Annotated in this window: 13 protein-coding genes and 1 pseudogene; 8 read left to right on the plus strand and 6 right to left on the minus strand. The window is 73.6% G+C overall.

Annotated features, from left to right (window positions below):
- Positions 1-14: 14 nt before the first annotated feature.
- Genes ACLJOK_RS12820 through ACLJOK_RS12835 form a run of 4 tightly spaced genes read right to left on the minus strand, consistent with a single transcriptional unit; the run spans position 15 to position 3,064 of the window.
- Positions 15-1,523 carry a flavin-containing monooxygenase gene (locus ACLJOK_RS12820; RefSeq protein WP_410818553.1) on the minus strand — a complete coding sequence of 503 codons (1,509 nt, stop codon included), beginning with the start codon at positions 1,521-1,523 and terminating at the stop codon, positions 15-17.
- A 59-nt stretch (positions 1,524-1,582) separates the two neighbouring features.
- Positions 1,583-2,113 carry a hypothetical protein gene (locus ACLJOK_RS12825; RefSeq protein ID WP_410818555.1) on the minus strand — a complete coding sequence of 177 codons (531 nt, stop codon included), beginning with the start codon at positions 2,111-2,113 and terminating at the stop codon, positions 1,583-1,585.
- Positions 2,114-2,123: 10 nt separating this feature from the next.
- A complete protein-coding gene (locus ACLJOK_RS12830; RefSeq protein WP_410818557.1) occupies positions 2,124-2,585 on the minus strand; it encodes a hypothetical protein in 462 nt (153 codons plus the stop codon).
- Positions 2,585-3,064 (minus strand): hypothetical protein, encoded by a 480-nt coding sequence (locus ACLJOK_RS12835; protein ID WP_410818558.1) that lies wholly within the window; start codon positions 3,062-3,064, stop codon positions 2,585-2,587. The genes ACLJOK_RS12830 and ACLJOK_RS12835 overlap by 1 nt, the downstream gene beginning before the upstream one ends.
- A 44-nt stretch (positions 3,065-3,108) precedes the next feature.
- On the opposite strand from ACLJOK_RS12835, the gene ACLJOK_RS12840 reads away from it, so the two are divergent.
- The 8 genes from ACLJOK_RS12840 to ACLJOK_RS12875 all read left to right on the plus strand — a co-directional run bounded on the left by ACLJOK_RS12840 (position 3,109) and on the right by ACLJOK_RS12875 (position 13,023).
- Entirely contained in the window at positions 3,109-4,086 is a 978-nt protein-coding gene (locus ACLJOK_RS12840) for a helix-turn-helix transcriptional regulator (protein ID WP_410818560.1), read from the plus strand.
- A gap of 92 nt (positions 4,087-4,178) precedes the next feature.
- Positions 4,179-4,811: an ATP-binding cassette domain-containing protein gene (locus ACLJOK_RS12845; protein WP_410818561.1), complete on the plus strand. Its 633-nt coding sequence runs from the start codon at positions 4,179-4,181 to the stop codon at positions 4,809-4,811.
- Positions 4,808-6,085, plus strand: a complete 1,278-nt coding sequence (locus ACLJOK_RS12850) for an extracellular solute-binding protein (protein ID WP_410818563.1) — start codon at positions 4,808-4,810, stop codon at positions 6,083-6,085. The genes ACLJOK_RS12845 and ACLJOK_RS12850 overlap by 4 nt, the downstream gene beginning before the upstream one ends.
- Positions 6,082-7,848, plus strand: coding sequence for an ABC transporter permease subunit (locus ACLJOK_RS12855; protein WP_410818564.1), 1,767 nt, complete (start codon positions 6,082-6,084; stop codon positions 7,846-7,848). Before ACLJOK_RS12850 ends, ACLJOK_RS12855 begins: the two co-directional genes overlap by 4 nt.
- The gene (locus ACLJOK_RS12860; RefSeq protein ID WP_410818566.1) at positions 7,845-10,229 is read left to right on the plus strand and encodes a hypothetical protein; all 2,385 of its coding nucleotides are present in this window, start codon (positions 7,845-7,847) and stop codon (positions 10,227-10,229) included. Before ACLJOK_RS12855 ends, ACLJOK_RS12860 begins: the two co-directional genes overlap by 4 nt.
- Positions 10,230-10,269: 40 nt before the next feature.
- Positions 10,270-10,893 (plus strand): ATP-binding cassette domain-containing protein, encoded by a 624-nt coding sequence (locus ACLJOK_RS12865; protein ID WP_410818567.1) that lies wholly within the window; start codon positions 10,270-10,272, stop codon positions 10,891-10,893.
- Positions 10,890-12,311 carry a DUF6297 family protein gene (locus tag ACLJOK_RS12870; RefSeq protein ID WP_410818569.1) on the plus strand — a complete coding sequence of 474 codons (1,422 nt, stop codon included), beginning with the start codon at positions 10,890-10,892 and terminating at the stop codon, positions 12,309-12,311. The genes ACLJOK_RS12865 and ACLJOK_RS12870 overlap by 4 nt, the downstream gene beginning before the upstream one ends.
- Positions 12,312-12,444: 133 nt before the next feature.
- Positions 12,445-13,023 carry a dihydrofolate reductase family protein gene (locus ACLJOK_RS12875; protein WP_410818570.1) on the plus strand — a complete coding sequence of 193 codons (579 nt, stop codon included), beginning with the start codon at positions 12,445-12,447 and terminating at the stop codon, positions 13,021-13,023.
- Here ACLJOK_RS12875 and ACLJOK_RS12880 read toward each other — a convergent pair.
- Positions 13,005-13,714: pseudogene (locus ACLJOK_RS12880) on the minus strand (helix-turn-helix domain-containing protein). The gene ACLJOK_RS12875 and the pseudogene ACLJOK_RS12880 overlap by 19 nt on opposite strands.
- A gap of 34 nt (positions 13,715-13,748) precedes the next feature.
- Positions 13,749-15,221, minus strand: a complete 1,473-nt coding sequence (locus ACLJOK_RS12885) for a PLP-dependent aminotransferase family protein (protein ID WP_410818572.1) — start codon at positions 15,219-15,221, stop codon at positions 13,749-13,751.
- Positions 15,222-15,281: the final 60 nt, after the last annotated feature.

The following is a 15,281-nucleotide window of genomic DNA, read 5'->3' on the forward strand; positions in this document are numbered from 1 at the left end:
TCCTCTGCTGGCGGTTACCGACGCTCGGACGCGACGGGACGTCGGGTGTCCTCGGGCACTGTCACCTCGCCGGCGCGCGAGAACCGCACACCTTCGTCGGTGAGCCGGCCGTGCCGCATCAGCAGCACGTCGCGGGCGTAGTTCTGGTGCAGCCGCCACGGCGCTGTCGCGCCCTGCTTGGGCAGCGTGTCGACGGCGCGCAGCACGTAGCCGGAGCGCAGGTCGATCAGTGGCACCCGCTCGGCGTCGGGCGGCGGGAGCGGGGTGACGACCTGCTGGCCGGTGCGGTCCAGGTGCCGCAGCAGTCGGCAGAGGTAGCCGGCGACCAGGTCGGCCTTGAGCGTCCACGACGCGTTGGTGTAGCCGAGGGTCAGCGCGAAGTTCGGCACACCGGAGAGCATCATGCCCTTGTAGGCCACGGTGCTCGGCAGGTCGACGTCGACGCCGTCCACCCGCAGCGTCAGGCCACCGAGGGCGAGCAGGTTGAGCCCGGTCGCGGTGACCACGATGTCGGCGGGCACCTCCGCGCCGGAGGTCAGCCGGACACCGCTCGCGGTGAAGGTGTCGATGGTGTCGGTGACCACCGACGCGGTGCCATCGCGCACGGCCGTGAACAGGTCGCCGTCGGGTGCCACGCAGAGCCGCTGGTCCCAGGGGTTGTAGCGGGGCGAGAAGTGCCTGTCGACGTCGTACCCCACCGGGAGCAGGCCCCGCGCGGCCCGGCGCAGCACCCGCTTCACCAGGCCAGGTGCCCGCCGGCTGAGCTGGAAGTTGACTGTGGACAGCAGCACGTTCTTCCAGCGCACCACCGGATACGCGGCCTTCGCCGGCAGCCGACGCCGCACCGCGTCGGCCAGCCGGTCGCGGGCGGGCAGCGCCAGAATGTACGTCGGTGAGCGCTGGAGCATTGTCACGTGCGCGGCCCGCTGGGCCATCGCCGGCACCAGTGTGACTGCTGTGGCGCCGCTGCCGATCACCACCACCCGCTTGCCGCTGTGGTCGAGGTCGTCGGGCCAGTGCTGCGGGTGCACCAGCCGCCCGGCGTACGCGTCGACACCGGGCAGGGGCGGGGTGTAACCCTCGTCGTAGCGGTAGTAGCCGGCGCACGCGAAGAGGAACGAGCAGGTCAGCACCACGATTTCGGCGGTGTCGGTGCGCTGGGCGTGCACCGTCCAACGGGCGGTGTCACTGTCCCACTCGGCGCGCAGCACCCGGTGGCGGAAGCGGATGTGCCGCGGCACGTCGTACTCCCGGGCGGTCTCCCGCACGTACTCCAGGATCGTCGTGCCGTCGGCGATGGCCTTCGGCGCGGTCCACGGCTTGAACGAGTAGCCGAGGGTGAACATGTCCGAGTCGGAACGAATGCCCGGGTAGCGGAACAGGTCCCAGGTGCCGCCGATGGCGTCACGCGCCTCCAGCACCGCGTACGTCTTGTCGGGGCAGTCACGACGAAGGTGGCAGGCGGCGCCGATGCCGGACAGGCCGGCGCCGATGATCAGCACGTCGACGTGGTCGGAGGCCATCGTGTTCCTCCATCCGGGGCGGTGATCGGACCCTAACACCGCGCCCGAACGGCGGAAAGTCAGTGCGAGAGCACTCCCGCGCCGTCGAGTCGAGCTCGGGCACGTTCGTCAGCGAGCCGGACGAGCAACTGGTCGAAGCCCGCCGCGTCCAGCACCGGCCCGTTCTCCTTCCGCCAGCCCACGCGCCGGGACCGCCGCTGCACCGCCGACTCGAACGCCCCGTCGGTCGTGCGCACCCAGCAGGCGAGGCGCGATGTGGGCTCGCCGAGGAACAGCGCCGGACTCGCCTCGAACCCGGTCACCCCTGACCAGGGCAGGGTGCGGGTGGAGAAAACGTGCCGGAGCCGTACGCCCCGATCGCTGACGTAGATCCCGGCCAGGTGCAACCGAATGGCGAAGGTCAGCCACACCCCCATGAAGAGGAACGCGCCGGCCATGCCGAGGGCGGTCCGTACGTCGATCTCACCCCGGGTCAGCGCCCGCGCGGCCAGGACCGACGTCGTCGCGGCCACGGTGCACCCGACCAGCAGCATGAACCCGGTGAACACCTGTCGAGCGCCCCACGGGTCCATCCGCTGCCATCTCCGCATGGCCTGAAGGCTAGTCCTCCGATGCTCGGGTAAAGGTCATGATCCAGTTGGTTTCCCAGGTCTGCTCGCCGTCGACCGAGAACGCCTGCTCCCAGCGGGCGGTGGTGGCGCTGATGTCCGACCAGATGAACCGGCACCGGACCGGCCGCCCCTCGTGTTGGTCGTCGGCGTAGAAGCGCCCCACCCCGTCGACGAAGCGACCCACCATCGGTGGCAGTCCCAGCACCCCGTCGACGCTGCTCATCCAGTAGATCGACCACTCCTCGCGAGCCGGGTCGAAGATCCGGATCGTGGCACCAGCGGAGCCCTTGGTCGGGAACGTGATCTCGTCGAAATGACCGCCACCGGCGAAGAAGCCGTGCGCCACCGACACCCCCGGGAACTCCTCCCACTCGTCCGAGCCGACCAGCCGCTTGCGCAGCCGCCGGTTGACCACGTTCCAGGTGCCCACAAAGAAGTCGAAGTCGCCCATCAGCGGCCCACCGGCCCTTCCGCTCGCGTGTCACGCAGATAATCGGTCAGATTCGGACTCTCCGGCAGCAGCATGTGCCGGACCCAGGCGGCCCGCTCGTGTTCCAGAACCGCCAACTCCCAGACGCAGCCCACTGCCGGGCGGCGTAGGTGGACGAAGTGTGCCGGGTCGTCGTCGGGACAGTCCAGCGCCGGCTGCCCGGCCGCGGCGACGCGGACCTCCACCGCGTTGTCCCACACCCAGGTGTACGCCAGCAGATAGGCGCCGGTGTCCGCACCCCGGTGCAGCACCACCCACCCTGCGGCCGGGGTGCCGTCGTCGACGACGTCGGCCAGCAGGTCAGGCAGGAGGTCGTACGCGGCCTTCTCCACCTCGGGTTCGATAGGTCGCTCCGGCTGGTCTATGTGGTAGCGCTTGAGGTGCCGGCCGCCGATCAGAGCCGGTCCGGGCGTTCGTAATTCCTTGTCGCGAAATGCCATGCCGGGACGGTAGGACGGGTCCCCTGACAGCTAGTGTCAGTGAAGTGCGGGCTTCTCGACTTCTCTCCGTCCTGCTGCTGCTCCAGTCGCACGGGCGGTTGACCGCGGCGCAGCTCGCCGAGCGGTTGGCCGTCTCCCCCCGCACCATCTACCGGGACGTCGAGTCGCTGCACGCCGCCGGCATCCCGCTCTACGGCGAGGCCGGGCACGCCGGCGGCTACCAACTGGTCGACGGCTGGCGGACCCGACTGACCGGGCTGACCGCGGAGGAGGCCGACCGGCTGTTTCTCGCCGGGCTGCCCGGCCCCGCCGACGAGTTGGGCTACGGCGACGTGGTGGCGGCTCTGCAACTCAAGCTGCACGCCGCGCTCCCCGCGCCGCTGCGGGACCGGGCGACCCGACTGCAACAACGCTTCCACCTGGACACTCCGGGGTGGTACGCGGACGGCGACGCCTCCCCCGAGCTGGCCCGCACGGCCGAGGCGGTCTGGCGGCAGCACCGCGTCGAGGTGCGCTACCGCGGCTGGAACGGCGAGGTGACCCGGGTCCTGGAGCCGTACGGCCTGGTGCTCAAGGGCGGCCGTTGGTATGTGGTGGCCGACCAGCCCGGCCGGAGCGCGCCGGCGACCTACCGGGTCAACCAGATCCTCGCGTTGACCCCACTGGCGCAGGAGTTCGACCGACCGGCCGACTTCGACCTGCCGTCCTGGTGGCGGGCACACGTGGTGCAGTTCCGGGCCCGGCTGCACCGCGACGAGGCCCAGGTCCGGCTGTCCCCCGCCGGGCGGGAGCGGTTGCGCGAGGTGGGCAGCGATCCGGTGGTGACGGCGATGGACAGCAGCGCCGGGCCACCGGACGCGCGGGGCTGGGTGACAGCGGTGCTGCCGGTCGAGTCGCTCACCCACGCCCACGGTGAGCTGCTGCGCCTCGGTGCGGAGGTCGAGGTGCTGGCCCCGGTGGCGCTGCGCGAACGGCTGGCCGCCACGGCGGCCGGGCTCGCCGCGCTCTACTCCCCCGCCTGAACAGCCCGGATCGTCTCCACAGTGGAAGCGTCGGGGGCGTCGATTGTCGTCACGGTGTGCCACCCTGGGACGGTCATCAATGGTCACCGGAGGTGAGGGCCACGTTACGGCTACGCGCACTGGTCGCCGTCCCCGGCACCGGGCCGGTGACCCTCGACGTTCCCGCCGGCACGCTCGCCGCCCTGGTCGCGCCTCCCCGGTTCGGCACAGCGGTCGCCCGGGTGCTGGCCGGGCTGGCTCCGCCGGTGACCGGTCGCGTCCTCGTCGGCGACCGGGACGTCACCGGCCTGCCGCCGCCCCGCCGGCAGATCGGCTACGTGCCCGCCGGTGGCGCGCTGCTGCCGCAGCTCACAGTGCGGCGCAACATCGAGTACGGCCAGCGCAAACGCGAGCGGGTGCACGAGGTGGCCAACGACTGGACGGCCACAGTGGTCGACCGGCTCGAGTTGGGGCTCTCCCTCGCTCTGCTGCCGCACCAGATCTCCGCCGCCCAGCGGTTCCGGGTGGCGCTCGCCCGAGCGGCGGCCTGCCTGCCCGAGGTGCTGGTGGTCGACCTGCCGGCCGGTTCGGCGGGTGACAGCCGACTCGGTGACCTGATGCCTCGCCTCTCGCCGCCGGACGCCCCCGGGGTGGCGGTGCTGGTCTGCACCGCCGACCCGGCCACCCTGGCCGAGATACCGGTGCGGCACGAACTCGTCACCGAGCCGAGCGAGGCGACCCGATGAGGCCTGCCACCGGCGTGAGTCGTCGTACGCTGCTGCGCGCCGCCGCCGCGGGCGCCACCGCGCTGGCCGCCGGCTGCTCCGGCGGGACCCGGTCGGTGCAGGTCGCTGTGGTCTGGAGCACCAGCGAGTTGGACCGGTTCCGCGAGGTAGTGGCGGGCTACCCCGCCCCGGTGCAGGTGGTCAGCGCCGGCAACGACATCGACGCGTTCCTGCGCGCCCGACACCTGGCCGGCACCAGCCCGGACGTGGCGATCCTGCCGCGCCCCGGCCTGGTCACCGAGTACGCCCAACGCGGCTGGCTGAGCCCGGTGCGCCCGTCCACCGACTACGCCGTGCGCGTCGAGCTGAGCGATCTGCTGATGACCGAGAGCGAACGCTACGGCGTCTGGGTCAAGGCCGCACACAAGTCGCTGGTCTGGCACCTGCCCTCCATGCTGCCCGCGCCGCCGACCACCTGGGACGAACTGCTCCAGCGGACCAGGGAGCTCGCCGGGCACGCCCGACGCTACGGCGGCCCGGTGCCCCTGGCCATCGGCGCCGCGGACGGCTGGGTGCTCACCGACTGGTTCGAGAACGTCCTGGCCGACATGGCACCCGACAGCTACTACGCCCTCGCCCAACAGGGCGCCGACTGGCAGGACAAGCCGGTGCGCGACGCCCTGGACCGCCTCGCCGGGCTCTGGAGCATCGACGGGGCGTTCGTCGGCGGCGGCCGACGTGCCCTGCTCACCCAGTACGAGGAGTCGGTGATCCAGGTGGTGCACACGAAGCGGGCGGTGATGCTCCTCGGAGCCGACTTCACCGCCGACGTCGTTCGTCCGTTCCGACGCGGCCCGGAGGCACCTGTCACGTTCCGGTTCCCGGGCGCCCAGCCGGGCGGCGGTCCTCTGATCGTCGGCGGGGACGCGGCGGTGGCGTTCGCCGACGCCCGGGGTGGGGTCGAGCTGGTCGAGTGGCTCGCCAGGGCCGACTCGTTCCAGCCGTGGCTACGCCAAGGCGGTTACCTGTCGCCCAACACCAATGTCTCGATCACCAGCTACACCGACGGCGTCGGCAAGCAACTCGCCACGGAGATGCGGGCCCCCGGCACCCTGCGTTTCGACCTTTCCGACCAACTGCGCGGGGCGTTCACCGGCTCGGACGGGGTCGGCATCTGGCGGATCATGCAGGGCTTCTTCGCCGACGTCACCGACGGGGTCCGCGCCAACGAGGCGATCCGCCGGGCCACCGGCCTGCTCGCCGCGGCGGCCCGCAGCGCGGGGGGCGGCCGATGAGCCAGGTGCGGGTCCTCGGCGAGCTGGCGGTCCTCGACGACGTCGGTCCGGCCCGACGGGGTCGGGCCTATCCGGCGGCGGGGGCCACGTCGGCCCTGCTGCTACCGGCCGCGGTGCTGCTCGGCGGGCTGGTGCTGTGGCCGGTGCTGCGGACCATGCACGCCAGCGTCACCACCGACGGTCGCTGGATCGGCGCGGCGCACTTCCGGACCGCGCTCGCCGCCCCGGGCACCGGCGCGGTGGTCGGCCGGACGGTCCTCTGGGCGCTGCTGGTGCCGGTTGTGGTGACGGCCCTGGGCTATCTGCTCGCCGCCGCGTCCCGCCGTTCCCAGGAGGGCGGCCTGGTCCGGTTGATCCTCCTGGTGCCGGTGGCGTTGCCGCTGGTCGTCACCGGGGTCACCTTCCGACTGATGTACGACCCGGATCCGAGCCGAGGGCTGGCCACACTGGTCGCGACCCGGCTGACCGGCCGGTCGGTGGAGGACGCACCGCAGTTGCTCGGGCCGGGGATGGTCACCGTCGCGTTGATGTCGGCGTTCGTCTGGGCCTGGGTCGGGTTGGCGGTGCTGGTCTTCCGGTCCGCGCTGGACGCGGTGCCGCCGAGCCTCGCCGACGCGGTCCGCGCCTACGGCGGTAAGCGTCGCCATGTGCTGTGGGACGCGCAGTGGCGGCCACTGCTGCTACGGACGACCGCTGTGGTCTTCGCGTTGGTGGCGGTCGGCACCAGCCGCACGTTCGACCTCATCCTGGTGATGACCCCCGGTTCGGTCCGCGACGAGGCCTCGGTGCTGGCGCTGCGGATCTGGCAGACGTCCGGAGGCACCACCACCGGCGAGGGCGCCGCGCTCGGCGTGGTGTGGCTGGTGGCCGTGATCGGCGGGATCATGGTGGCCGCGCTCTTCGTCCGACAGGCCTGGCCCCCGCCACGCGTCGAGGCGGCACCGGAGCCCGCTCCGGTCGCCCCTCCCCGACGGGTGTTCCGGCTGCTCGCGGCGGGCGCCGCGATCGCCTGGCTGGTGCCGCTGGCGGTGCTGGTCGCCACGTCGGCGCACGGTCGGGTGGACGCCGCCGCGCGCGGTTGGTGGTCGGCACCGCCGAATGCCGAGTCCTACCGCAATCTGGTCACCGGCACCGAGCTGTGGCGCACGCTGGGCTTCACCCTGCTGTTGGCCACCGCGGTGACCGCCACGGTGCTGGTGGTCGCGCTGCTGGCCGCGTACCCGTTGGCCTGGTTGACCGGGCCTGCCGCGCAGGCCACCGGGCTGCTGCTGCTGGCGGCCAGCGTCGTGCCGATCCAGGTCATCGCCGGGCCGGTCAACGAGGTGCTGGGCCTGGTGCTCTCCTCCGGCACGGCCCAGGGCCTGGCCCTGGTGCACATCGCGCTGGGCGTGCCGTTCGCGGTGCTGGTGCTGCGCAACGCGTTCGCCGACCTGCCAGTCGAGCAGGTCCGCGACGCGCGGCTGGGCGGGCGCCGGTGGTGGCACACCCTGCGCCGGTTGGCCCGGCACAACCTGTCGGCGGTGGTGGCGGTCTCCGTGCTGGAGTTCGTCCAGGTCTGGAACGACCTGGTGGTGGGGCGGTTGTTCGGTGGGCCGGGGTCGTCGCCGCTCGGGCCGTTCCTGGCCGAGCAGACCCGCAGTTTCGTGAGCAACAGTGGCGCGCTGGCCGCCAGCTCGGTGCTCGCCTCGGTGCTGCCGGTGGTGCTGGTGGTCCTCTCGCGGCGGCACCTGGTCGCCGGGCTCGTCTCCGGGGGCGTGCGGTGACCGGGCCGGGTGGTTCGCGCGGCGGCTCGCGCTGGCCGGCGCTGATCGCGATCGGCGGCGTGGTCGGCAGCATCCTCGCCAACGTGGCCAGCAACCTGGCTGGCAATCTCCTCTCCGAGCTGGCGGCCAGCGTGCTCGGGCCGGTGACCATCGTCCTGGCCTCCAGCGGCGTGGTGGGTTACGTCGTGTACGAGGTGCGCCGCCGCCGGGCCGGCCGGGAGGTCGGCCCCGAGCCGACGGAGGTGCTCACCACCCCGGCCACCGGGGCGCCCACCCTGCCCTACACGGCCGAGTTCACAGGTCGCGACGAGCACGTCGACGCGCTCGTCGGTCTGCTCACCCGGGAGCACGCGGTGGCGGTCCTGGGCCGACGCGCGGTGGGCACCTCCGCGTGCGCGGTACAGGCCGCCAACCAATGCCGGGATGACTTCCCCGACGGGCAGTACTACCTGGACCTGCGGCGGCGCGGCCGCCCCCGCTCGGCCCGGCAGGTGCTCACCGCGCTGGCCCGGATCCTGGGCACCGCCCCGCCGACCTCCGGCCGTCCGGACGCGCTCGCCTCCGCCGCCGACGCGCTGCGCGGTCAGCTCGACGGTCGCAAGATCCTGCTGGTACTGGACAACGTCGACCGTCCCGACCAGGTCCGGCCGCTGTTGCCGCCGACCGCGCGCACCTGCCGCCTGCTGCTCGCCGGCGGTCCGGCGCTGGTCGGTCTGGAGGGTGTGGTCGCGCACTGGATCGCCGAACCGGGCACGTCCGAGGCGGTGGAGCTGTTCGCGACGGCGGGCGGGGCCGCGCCCGCCGCCCGGGTCCGTCGCGCCGACCCGCGCACCGACCCGGCGGTACGCGAGATCGTCGACCTGTGCGGGCGACAACCGCGTACCGTCCGCGCGCTCGGTTACCGCACCGCTCAACACGGCTGGCGACACTCCGACGTGCTCGACGCGCTGCGCCGCGCGGTGCAGACACCACCGCACCAGCGGCTCGCCGTCTCACCGGCGGCCCGCCTGGTCACCGAACGGGACATCGCGTACCGGGTGTTGCCCCGCCAGGCCCGCCGGTTGTACCGGCTGATGTCGCTGGTCCCCGCCCCGGTGGACCGGCCCACCATCGCCGCGCTGGCCGGCCGGCACCCCGAGCTGGTGACCGCACTGCTCGACCGGTTGGCCGCCGCCGCGTTCGTGGTCGGCGCACCCGGCGACCGGTACGAGATCCGCCCCCTGCTGGCCGGCAGCGCCCGACTGCACCTGCGGGACGCGGATCCGGCCCGGGCCCGGGTCGCCGCGCAGGCCCGGCTGACCCGGCACCTGGCCCGCCGGGCCGAACGGCACGCGGCCAACCTGGCGGTGCTCGGCTCCCCACTCGACCGGGAGTGGTCGCTGCCGCTGGACGACGACCCGTACGGCTGGTTCGACCTGCACCAGGAGCTGCTGCTGGCGGTCGTGCGGGTGCCGGCCGGCGCGAAGGAGACGCTGCCCCGCCGGGTCCGCCGGTGGTGGTTCCGGCTGGCCGTGGCGCTGTGCGGGTGGCTGGCGTACGCCGATCGGCTCGACGAGTGGGAGCAGGTCTGCCGCACCGTGCTGGCCACCCCGACCGCCGACGACCGCCCGGAGATCGCCGGGTGGGCGCACAACGAGCTGGGGGTGCTACGTCGACGCCGGCACGACCCGCAGGGGGCGGCGGCCGCGCTCACCCTCGCGGTCAACGAGCGGGGGCGGCGGGGCAACGCCCAGGCGCGGATGAACCTCGGCCTGGCCCTGCTCGACCTGGGGCAGCTCGACGACGCGGTGGAGCACCTGGAGATGTCCCGCCGACACCGCTCCGGCGCCGACCGGGCCGGGCACGCCCTCACCGAGCTGGGTCTGGGCGCGGCCCAGCTGGCCCGGGGCGAACCGGACACCGCGCACCACCACCTGGTGCGGGCGGCCAACACGTTCCGGTCGGTGGGCGACGCGCGCGGGTACGCGGCGGCGCTGACCAACCTGGTGCTGGTGCACGCGGCGCTCGGTGAGCACCTGGACGCCGCCCAGGCGTGGCGGGCCGCACTGCGCGAGTACGAGTCGGTCAACGACCCGACCAGCCGGGCGACGGCGCTGCTCAACGCCGGGGCGACGCTGCTGAGCAGCACCCCGGGGCAGGCGCGGACGGCGTACGAGCTGCTGGCCGAGAGCCGCCGGCTGCGCGAGGAGACGCAGCCGACCGCCGGGCTGGCGCGCACCCTGCTCTACCTGGGTGATGCCTGCGCCGCACTGGGCGACCGGGCCGACGCGCGGCGGCACTGGGCGGACGCGGCGGCGGTGGCCGAGGAGGTCGCCGACGCCCGGGGGTTGGCCGCCGCCGACAGCCGACTGGAGGACGACGCTGACAGCCGAGTGACGTAGGTCGCTCGGGTTGGTCGGTGGCAGGGCTCTGGGAGACTCTGTGATCGTGGACGCGCTCTCGGTACGGGGACTCAGTCGCAACTTCGGCAACCTGGTCGTGCTCGACGAGGTGAGCTTCACGCTCCCGGCGGGCCGGATCGCTGTGGTCCTGGGCCCCAACGGCAGCGGCAAGACCACACTGCTGCGCTGTGTCGTGGGCGCCGACCGGCCGGACGCGGGTGAGGTGCTGGTGCAGGGCCGCCGGGCCGACGAGACCGATCCTCAGGTGCGAGCGCTGGTGGCGGCCGCCCTGGACGACATCGACTTCTTCCCTGACCTGTCGGTGGTCGAGCACCTGGAGTTGGTCGCGTACGCCCACGGGGGTGACGCCGAGCCGGTCGAGGAGGTCCTCGCCGAGCTGGGCCTGGAGCCGGCCCGCGACCAACTGCCGGTGACGCTGTCCAGCGGGCAACGCCGCCGGCTGGCGCTGGCGTCCTGTTTCGTCCGGCCACGCCGGGTGCTGGTCCTGGACGAGCCCGAGCAGCGGCTGGACGTCCGCGGGCGACAGTGGCTCGCCGACCGACTGCTCCGGGAACGGGCGGCGGGCACTGCCGTGCTGCTGGCCTCGCACGATCCGGAGCTGATCGACGCGGTGGTCGACGAGCGCATCGAGATCGGCAAGTGACCGCCGCGCCGGCCACGATCGCCGACACGCCGGCCGGGGTGCCGACCGCCCGACAGGTACGGACGCACCTGCGCAAGGCCCGCAGCCGGCACCACGACCATTCCCTCGGCGACGTGCTCGGCGACGCGTACGTCATGGTCCTGTTCGTGGGTATGTACGGCTGGTTCGCGATCAGCGCCAGCCGCGACCTGCTGGACTCCCCCACTGTGGGGCAGGCCGAGCCGGGCGTGCGGTGGTGGCTGGCGGTCGCCGCGCTGCTGGCCGGCGCGGGGCTCGCCTGGCGCGGTCTGCGCGCGCTCGGCCCGCTGCTGGTCACCCCGGCGACGCAGAGCTGGGCGACGAGCGCGCCCATCGACCGGCGGGCCTGGCTGGCGCCGCGCTTCGTCCTGTTGCTGGTGGGCGCGGCGGCCGGCACCGCGGCGCTCGGAGTGGCAGTGGCGGCGCTCGGTGGGGTCACCGAACCGTCCGCCCTGGGCTGGGCGGCGGCGGCCGGCGCGGGCTGGGGCACGGCCGCGCTGGCGCTCAGCGTCGTCGCCCAGGGCAGCCGTTCGGGGCGACGCTGGCCGACACTGGTCGGGGCGGTGCCGATGGTGGCGGCTGCCGTGATCACCGCCCTGGTGGTGCTCGTCGGTCGCCTCGGAGACGGGCTGCCCCGGCCGGCGACAACGCCGACCGTCGCTGTGTTCGCCGCCGCGTTGCCCCTCGCGGGCCTGGGCGTGATCCTCGCGGTACGCGCGCTGCCCCGGGTCGACCGGGCCACCCTGACCACCGGCGCGCAGTTCGCCAACGCCGCCGCCACGGCCACGATCCTGCTGGACCCGAGCCTGCTCGCCGGCCTGGTGGAGAGCCGCCGCTGGCGCCGGATCGGGCGGGTTCACAGCCGCCGGTTCCGGCCCGGCCCCGGCTGGTGGGCGCTGCTCCAGGCCGACGTACGCCGGTTGCGCCGCCACCCGAGCGCCGTGCTGATCTGGGTGGCGCTGATCGGGGTGCAGTACGCTGCCGCGCTCGCCCTGCCCGGGTTGGCCGGGGCCGCCCAGGTGGTGTTCGCGTACCTCGCCGCCAACCGGCTGACCGGTGGTCTGCGGTCGGTCAGCCGGTCTCCCGGGCTGCGCCGGGCGCTCGGTGGCAGCGACAACCTGCTGCGCGGGATTCACGTGGTGGTGCCGGCCGTCGGTGCGGGCCTGTGGTGGTTGCTGACCCTGCCGTCCGTCGATCCGGGGCCGGCCTGGCTGGCGCCGACGCTGGCGCTGGGGGTGGTGGCCGCCGCGTTCCGGGCCGGCACCCGCCCGCCGATCAACTACGGCGGCGCGACGGTCAACACGCCGTTCGGGATGATTCCGGTCGACCTGATGCGTCAGGGGTCACGGGGGCCGGCGCTGCTCGCCGGGCTGGTCCTCGTCCAGCTGTTCCTGGGTTGAGCTTGCCCTTCCGCCCGGTCGGCCCGGGGCCCGATCAGGGCACCACCCGCTGTCGTTTCCGTCCAAGACAACGGCGCGACAGCGATCTAGCGTGGACCCGGCAGCCCGCTTCCGAGCATGAGGAGACACCACAATGCGCGACCTGGTCTACACCGGTTTCATGTCGCTCGACGGCGTCGTGGACTCGCCCGGCGGCGGGCCGGGTGAGGAGCACCGCAGCGGCGGTTGGGTGTTCAAGGACCTCGAGTTCGTCCCGGAGGCCTGGTCGCTCAAGGGCGAGGAGCTCGTCGACACGACGGCGTTGATGTTCGGCCGTCGCAGCTACGAGGCGTTCGCGCCGGTCTGGCCCGGTTCGGAGGACCACGCCGGTTACAAGGAGCTGCCCAAGTACGTGGTGTCGAGCACGCTGTCCGACGACGCGCTCGTCGACGGGTGGGGGCCGACGACGATTCTGCGCTCGACCGGGGACGTCGCCGCGCTCAAGCAGGGCGAGGGCGGCGCGATCTTCATCCACGGGAGCGCGGAGCTGGCCCGGCGGCTGTCCGATGAGGGGCTCATCGACCAGTACAACCTGCTCGTCTTCCCCGTGCTGCTCGGTGCCGGCAAGAGCCTGTTCGGCCGGGCCGACCGCGACAAGCACATGCTGACGCTGCGGGAGTCGGAGACCTACTCGAACGGGATCCTCAAGGTGGTCTACGACGTCAGGCGCTGATCCAGATCGAGGGCGATGGCGCCGCCGGTGCCTCGCGCAGCTGCCGGACGGTGCGTCCGAGGTAGGAGCGCAGTGCCCGGGCCAGGTGCGGCTCGTCGAAGTAGTCGAGCTTGGCGACCACGTCGGCGGCCGGGTCGCCGGTAGCCAGCAGCTCCGCCGCCGCGCGGGCCCGCTCGATCTGTCGGACCGCGCCGCGCGTCAGCCCGGTCGCGGCGCGGAACCGCCGTTCGACGGTACGCCCCGAGACGGCCGGACGGTGGCCCCGCAGCAGCTCGGCGACGAGCGGGTCACAGACCACGGTCCCGGCCCGCACGAGGCTGTCGACCAGGGCCTCGGCGTCGTCGGGGCCGGGCGTCTCCCAGCGCGTGCCGTCCAGCCGGAACGTCCGACGCGTGGTGTCGGGGAGCTCGATGCCGCCGTCGACAAGCGTCGGGGTGGGCACGGCCCGCAGCGAGGTGCCCACCGCGAACTCGATGCCGATGAAGGTCGCGCCCTCCGGCACCGGCGCCGTGCCGGTCCGGGTCTCGGGGCCGGTGATGCTCGCGTACGTCCGGCCAGCCTGCTCCCAGAACACCAGGCCCCACCGCACCCCTGCCACTGACGTCATCGTGGTGACCTGCTCGCTCGTGCAGGTCCACACGGTGTCGACCCAAGGAGAGTCGGACCCGCGCGTCTCGAACCGCAGTCCCACGGGCGAAGGATACGCCGGGGAGCACGGACGGTCCTCAGCCAGAGCCGAGCGCGGCGGCGACAGCGGCGACGCCGTCCTCGATCTCGGTGGGTGTACGGGCCGCGTAGCCAAGCACCAGGCCGGGCCGGTACGGCCGCTGGCAGTGCCAGGACAGCGGTTGCACCTTCACTCCGCGCGCCAGCGTCGCCGCCGCCAGCTCGGTGTCGACCACGGCGTCGTCCAGCGTGATCATCAGGTGCAGGCCGGCGGCGGCACCGTGCACCGTCGCCGACGGCAACGCGCGGGCCAGCGCGGCGATCATGGCGTCCCGCCGGCGGATGTGTCGCCGCCGCAGCAGCCGTAGATGCCGCTCGAAGGCGCCGGAGGTCATCAACTCCGCCAGCACCAGTTGCGGGAGCACGGCGTTGCCCAGGTCGGCGTTGCGCTTGGCGGCCACCACGGCCTCGCGCAGCCGCGCCGGAACGAGCAGCCAACCGACCCGCAGGGCGGGGGCGAGCAGTTTGGAGACGCTGCCGGCGTAGCAGACCTGCTCGGGCAGCAGACCACGCAGCGCCGGCACCGGAGGACGGTCGTAGCGGTGCTCGGCGTCGTAGTCGTCCTCGATGATCAGACCGCCGGCCCGCGCCCAGGCGACGAGCTGGCGGCGGCGGTCACCGTCGAGCACCACGCCGGTCGGGAACTGGTGCGCGGGGGTGAGCATCACGGCCGGTACGCCGCTGGCGGTCAACTCGTCGACCCGCAGCCCGGCGTCGTCGACGCTGATCGGCGGGGTGTCCATCCGCCAGTTGTTCAGGTGCTGGCGCACCCCGAGCGATCCCGGGTCCTCGACGGCGATCCGGTCGACGCCGGCGGCGGTGAACGCCTGGGCGAGCAGCCCGAGCGCCTGGGAGACGCCGGCCACGATGATCACCTCGGCGGGGTCGACGCTGATGCCGCGGTTGCGGGCCAGCCAGGCGGCGACGGCCTGTCGCAGCGCGGGCGTGCCACAGGGGTCGCCGTAGCCGAGGTCGGCCGCGGCGACGCTGCGTAGCACGCTCCGTTCGGCGCGCAGCCAGTCCGCGCGGGGAAAGGCGGCCAGGTCGGGTACGCCGGGCGTCAGGTCGATGCTCGCGTGCGCCGCGCGTACCGCGTCGAAGATGTCGGTGCCCGGTGCCGGCGGGAAGGTAGCGGCCGGTGCCGGCGCGGCGGCCGCTGTGGGTGTGGGCGCGGCCGGCGCGGCGACGACCACAGTGCCGGCGCGGCCCCGACCGGCGATGTGCCCCTCCTCGGTCAGGCGCTGGTACGCCTCGGTGACCACGCCCCGGGAGACACCGAGGTCGGCGGCGAGCACCCGGGTCGGGGGCAGCCGGTCACCGACCGGAACCCGCCCCTCGGCGATGGCCTGCCGCAGCCGGTCGGTCAGCCAGTCGGCGCGCCCGCCCGGCGCCGCGTCGGTGACGGTCAGGTGCAGGAAGTCGGACCCGGCCGATATGGACCCCTCGGACGCGGTCACTTTGGCTCTGCCCATCAGACCATTGTGGCAGCAGAGTGAGCAGGAGCCAGACCTGTCAACTCCGCCGGAGGACGA

Source organism: Micromonospora sp. 050-3 (assembly GCF_046549335.1).
Taxonomy (GTDB): domain Bacteria; phylum Actinomycetota; class Actinomycetes; order Mycobacteriales; family Micromonosporaceae; genus Micromonospora; species Micromonospora trifolii.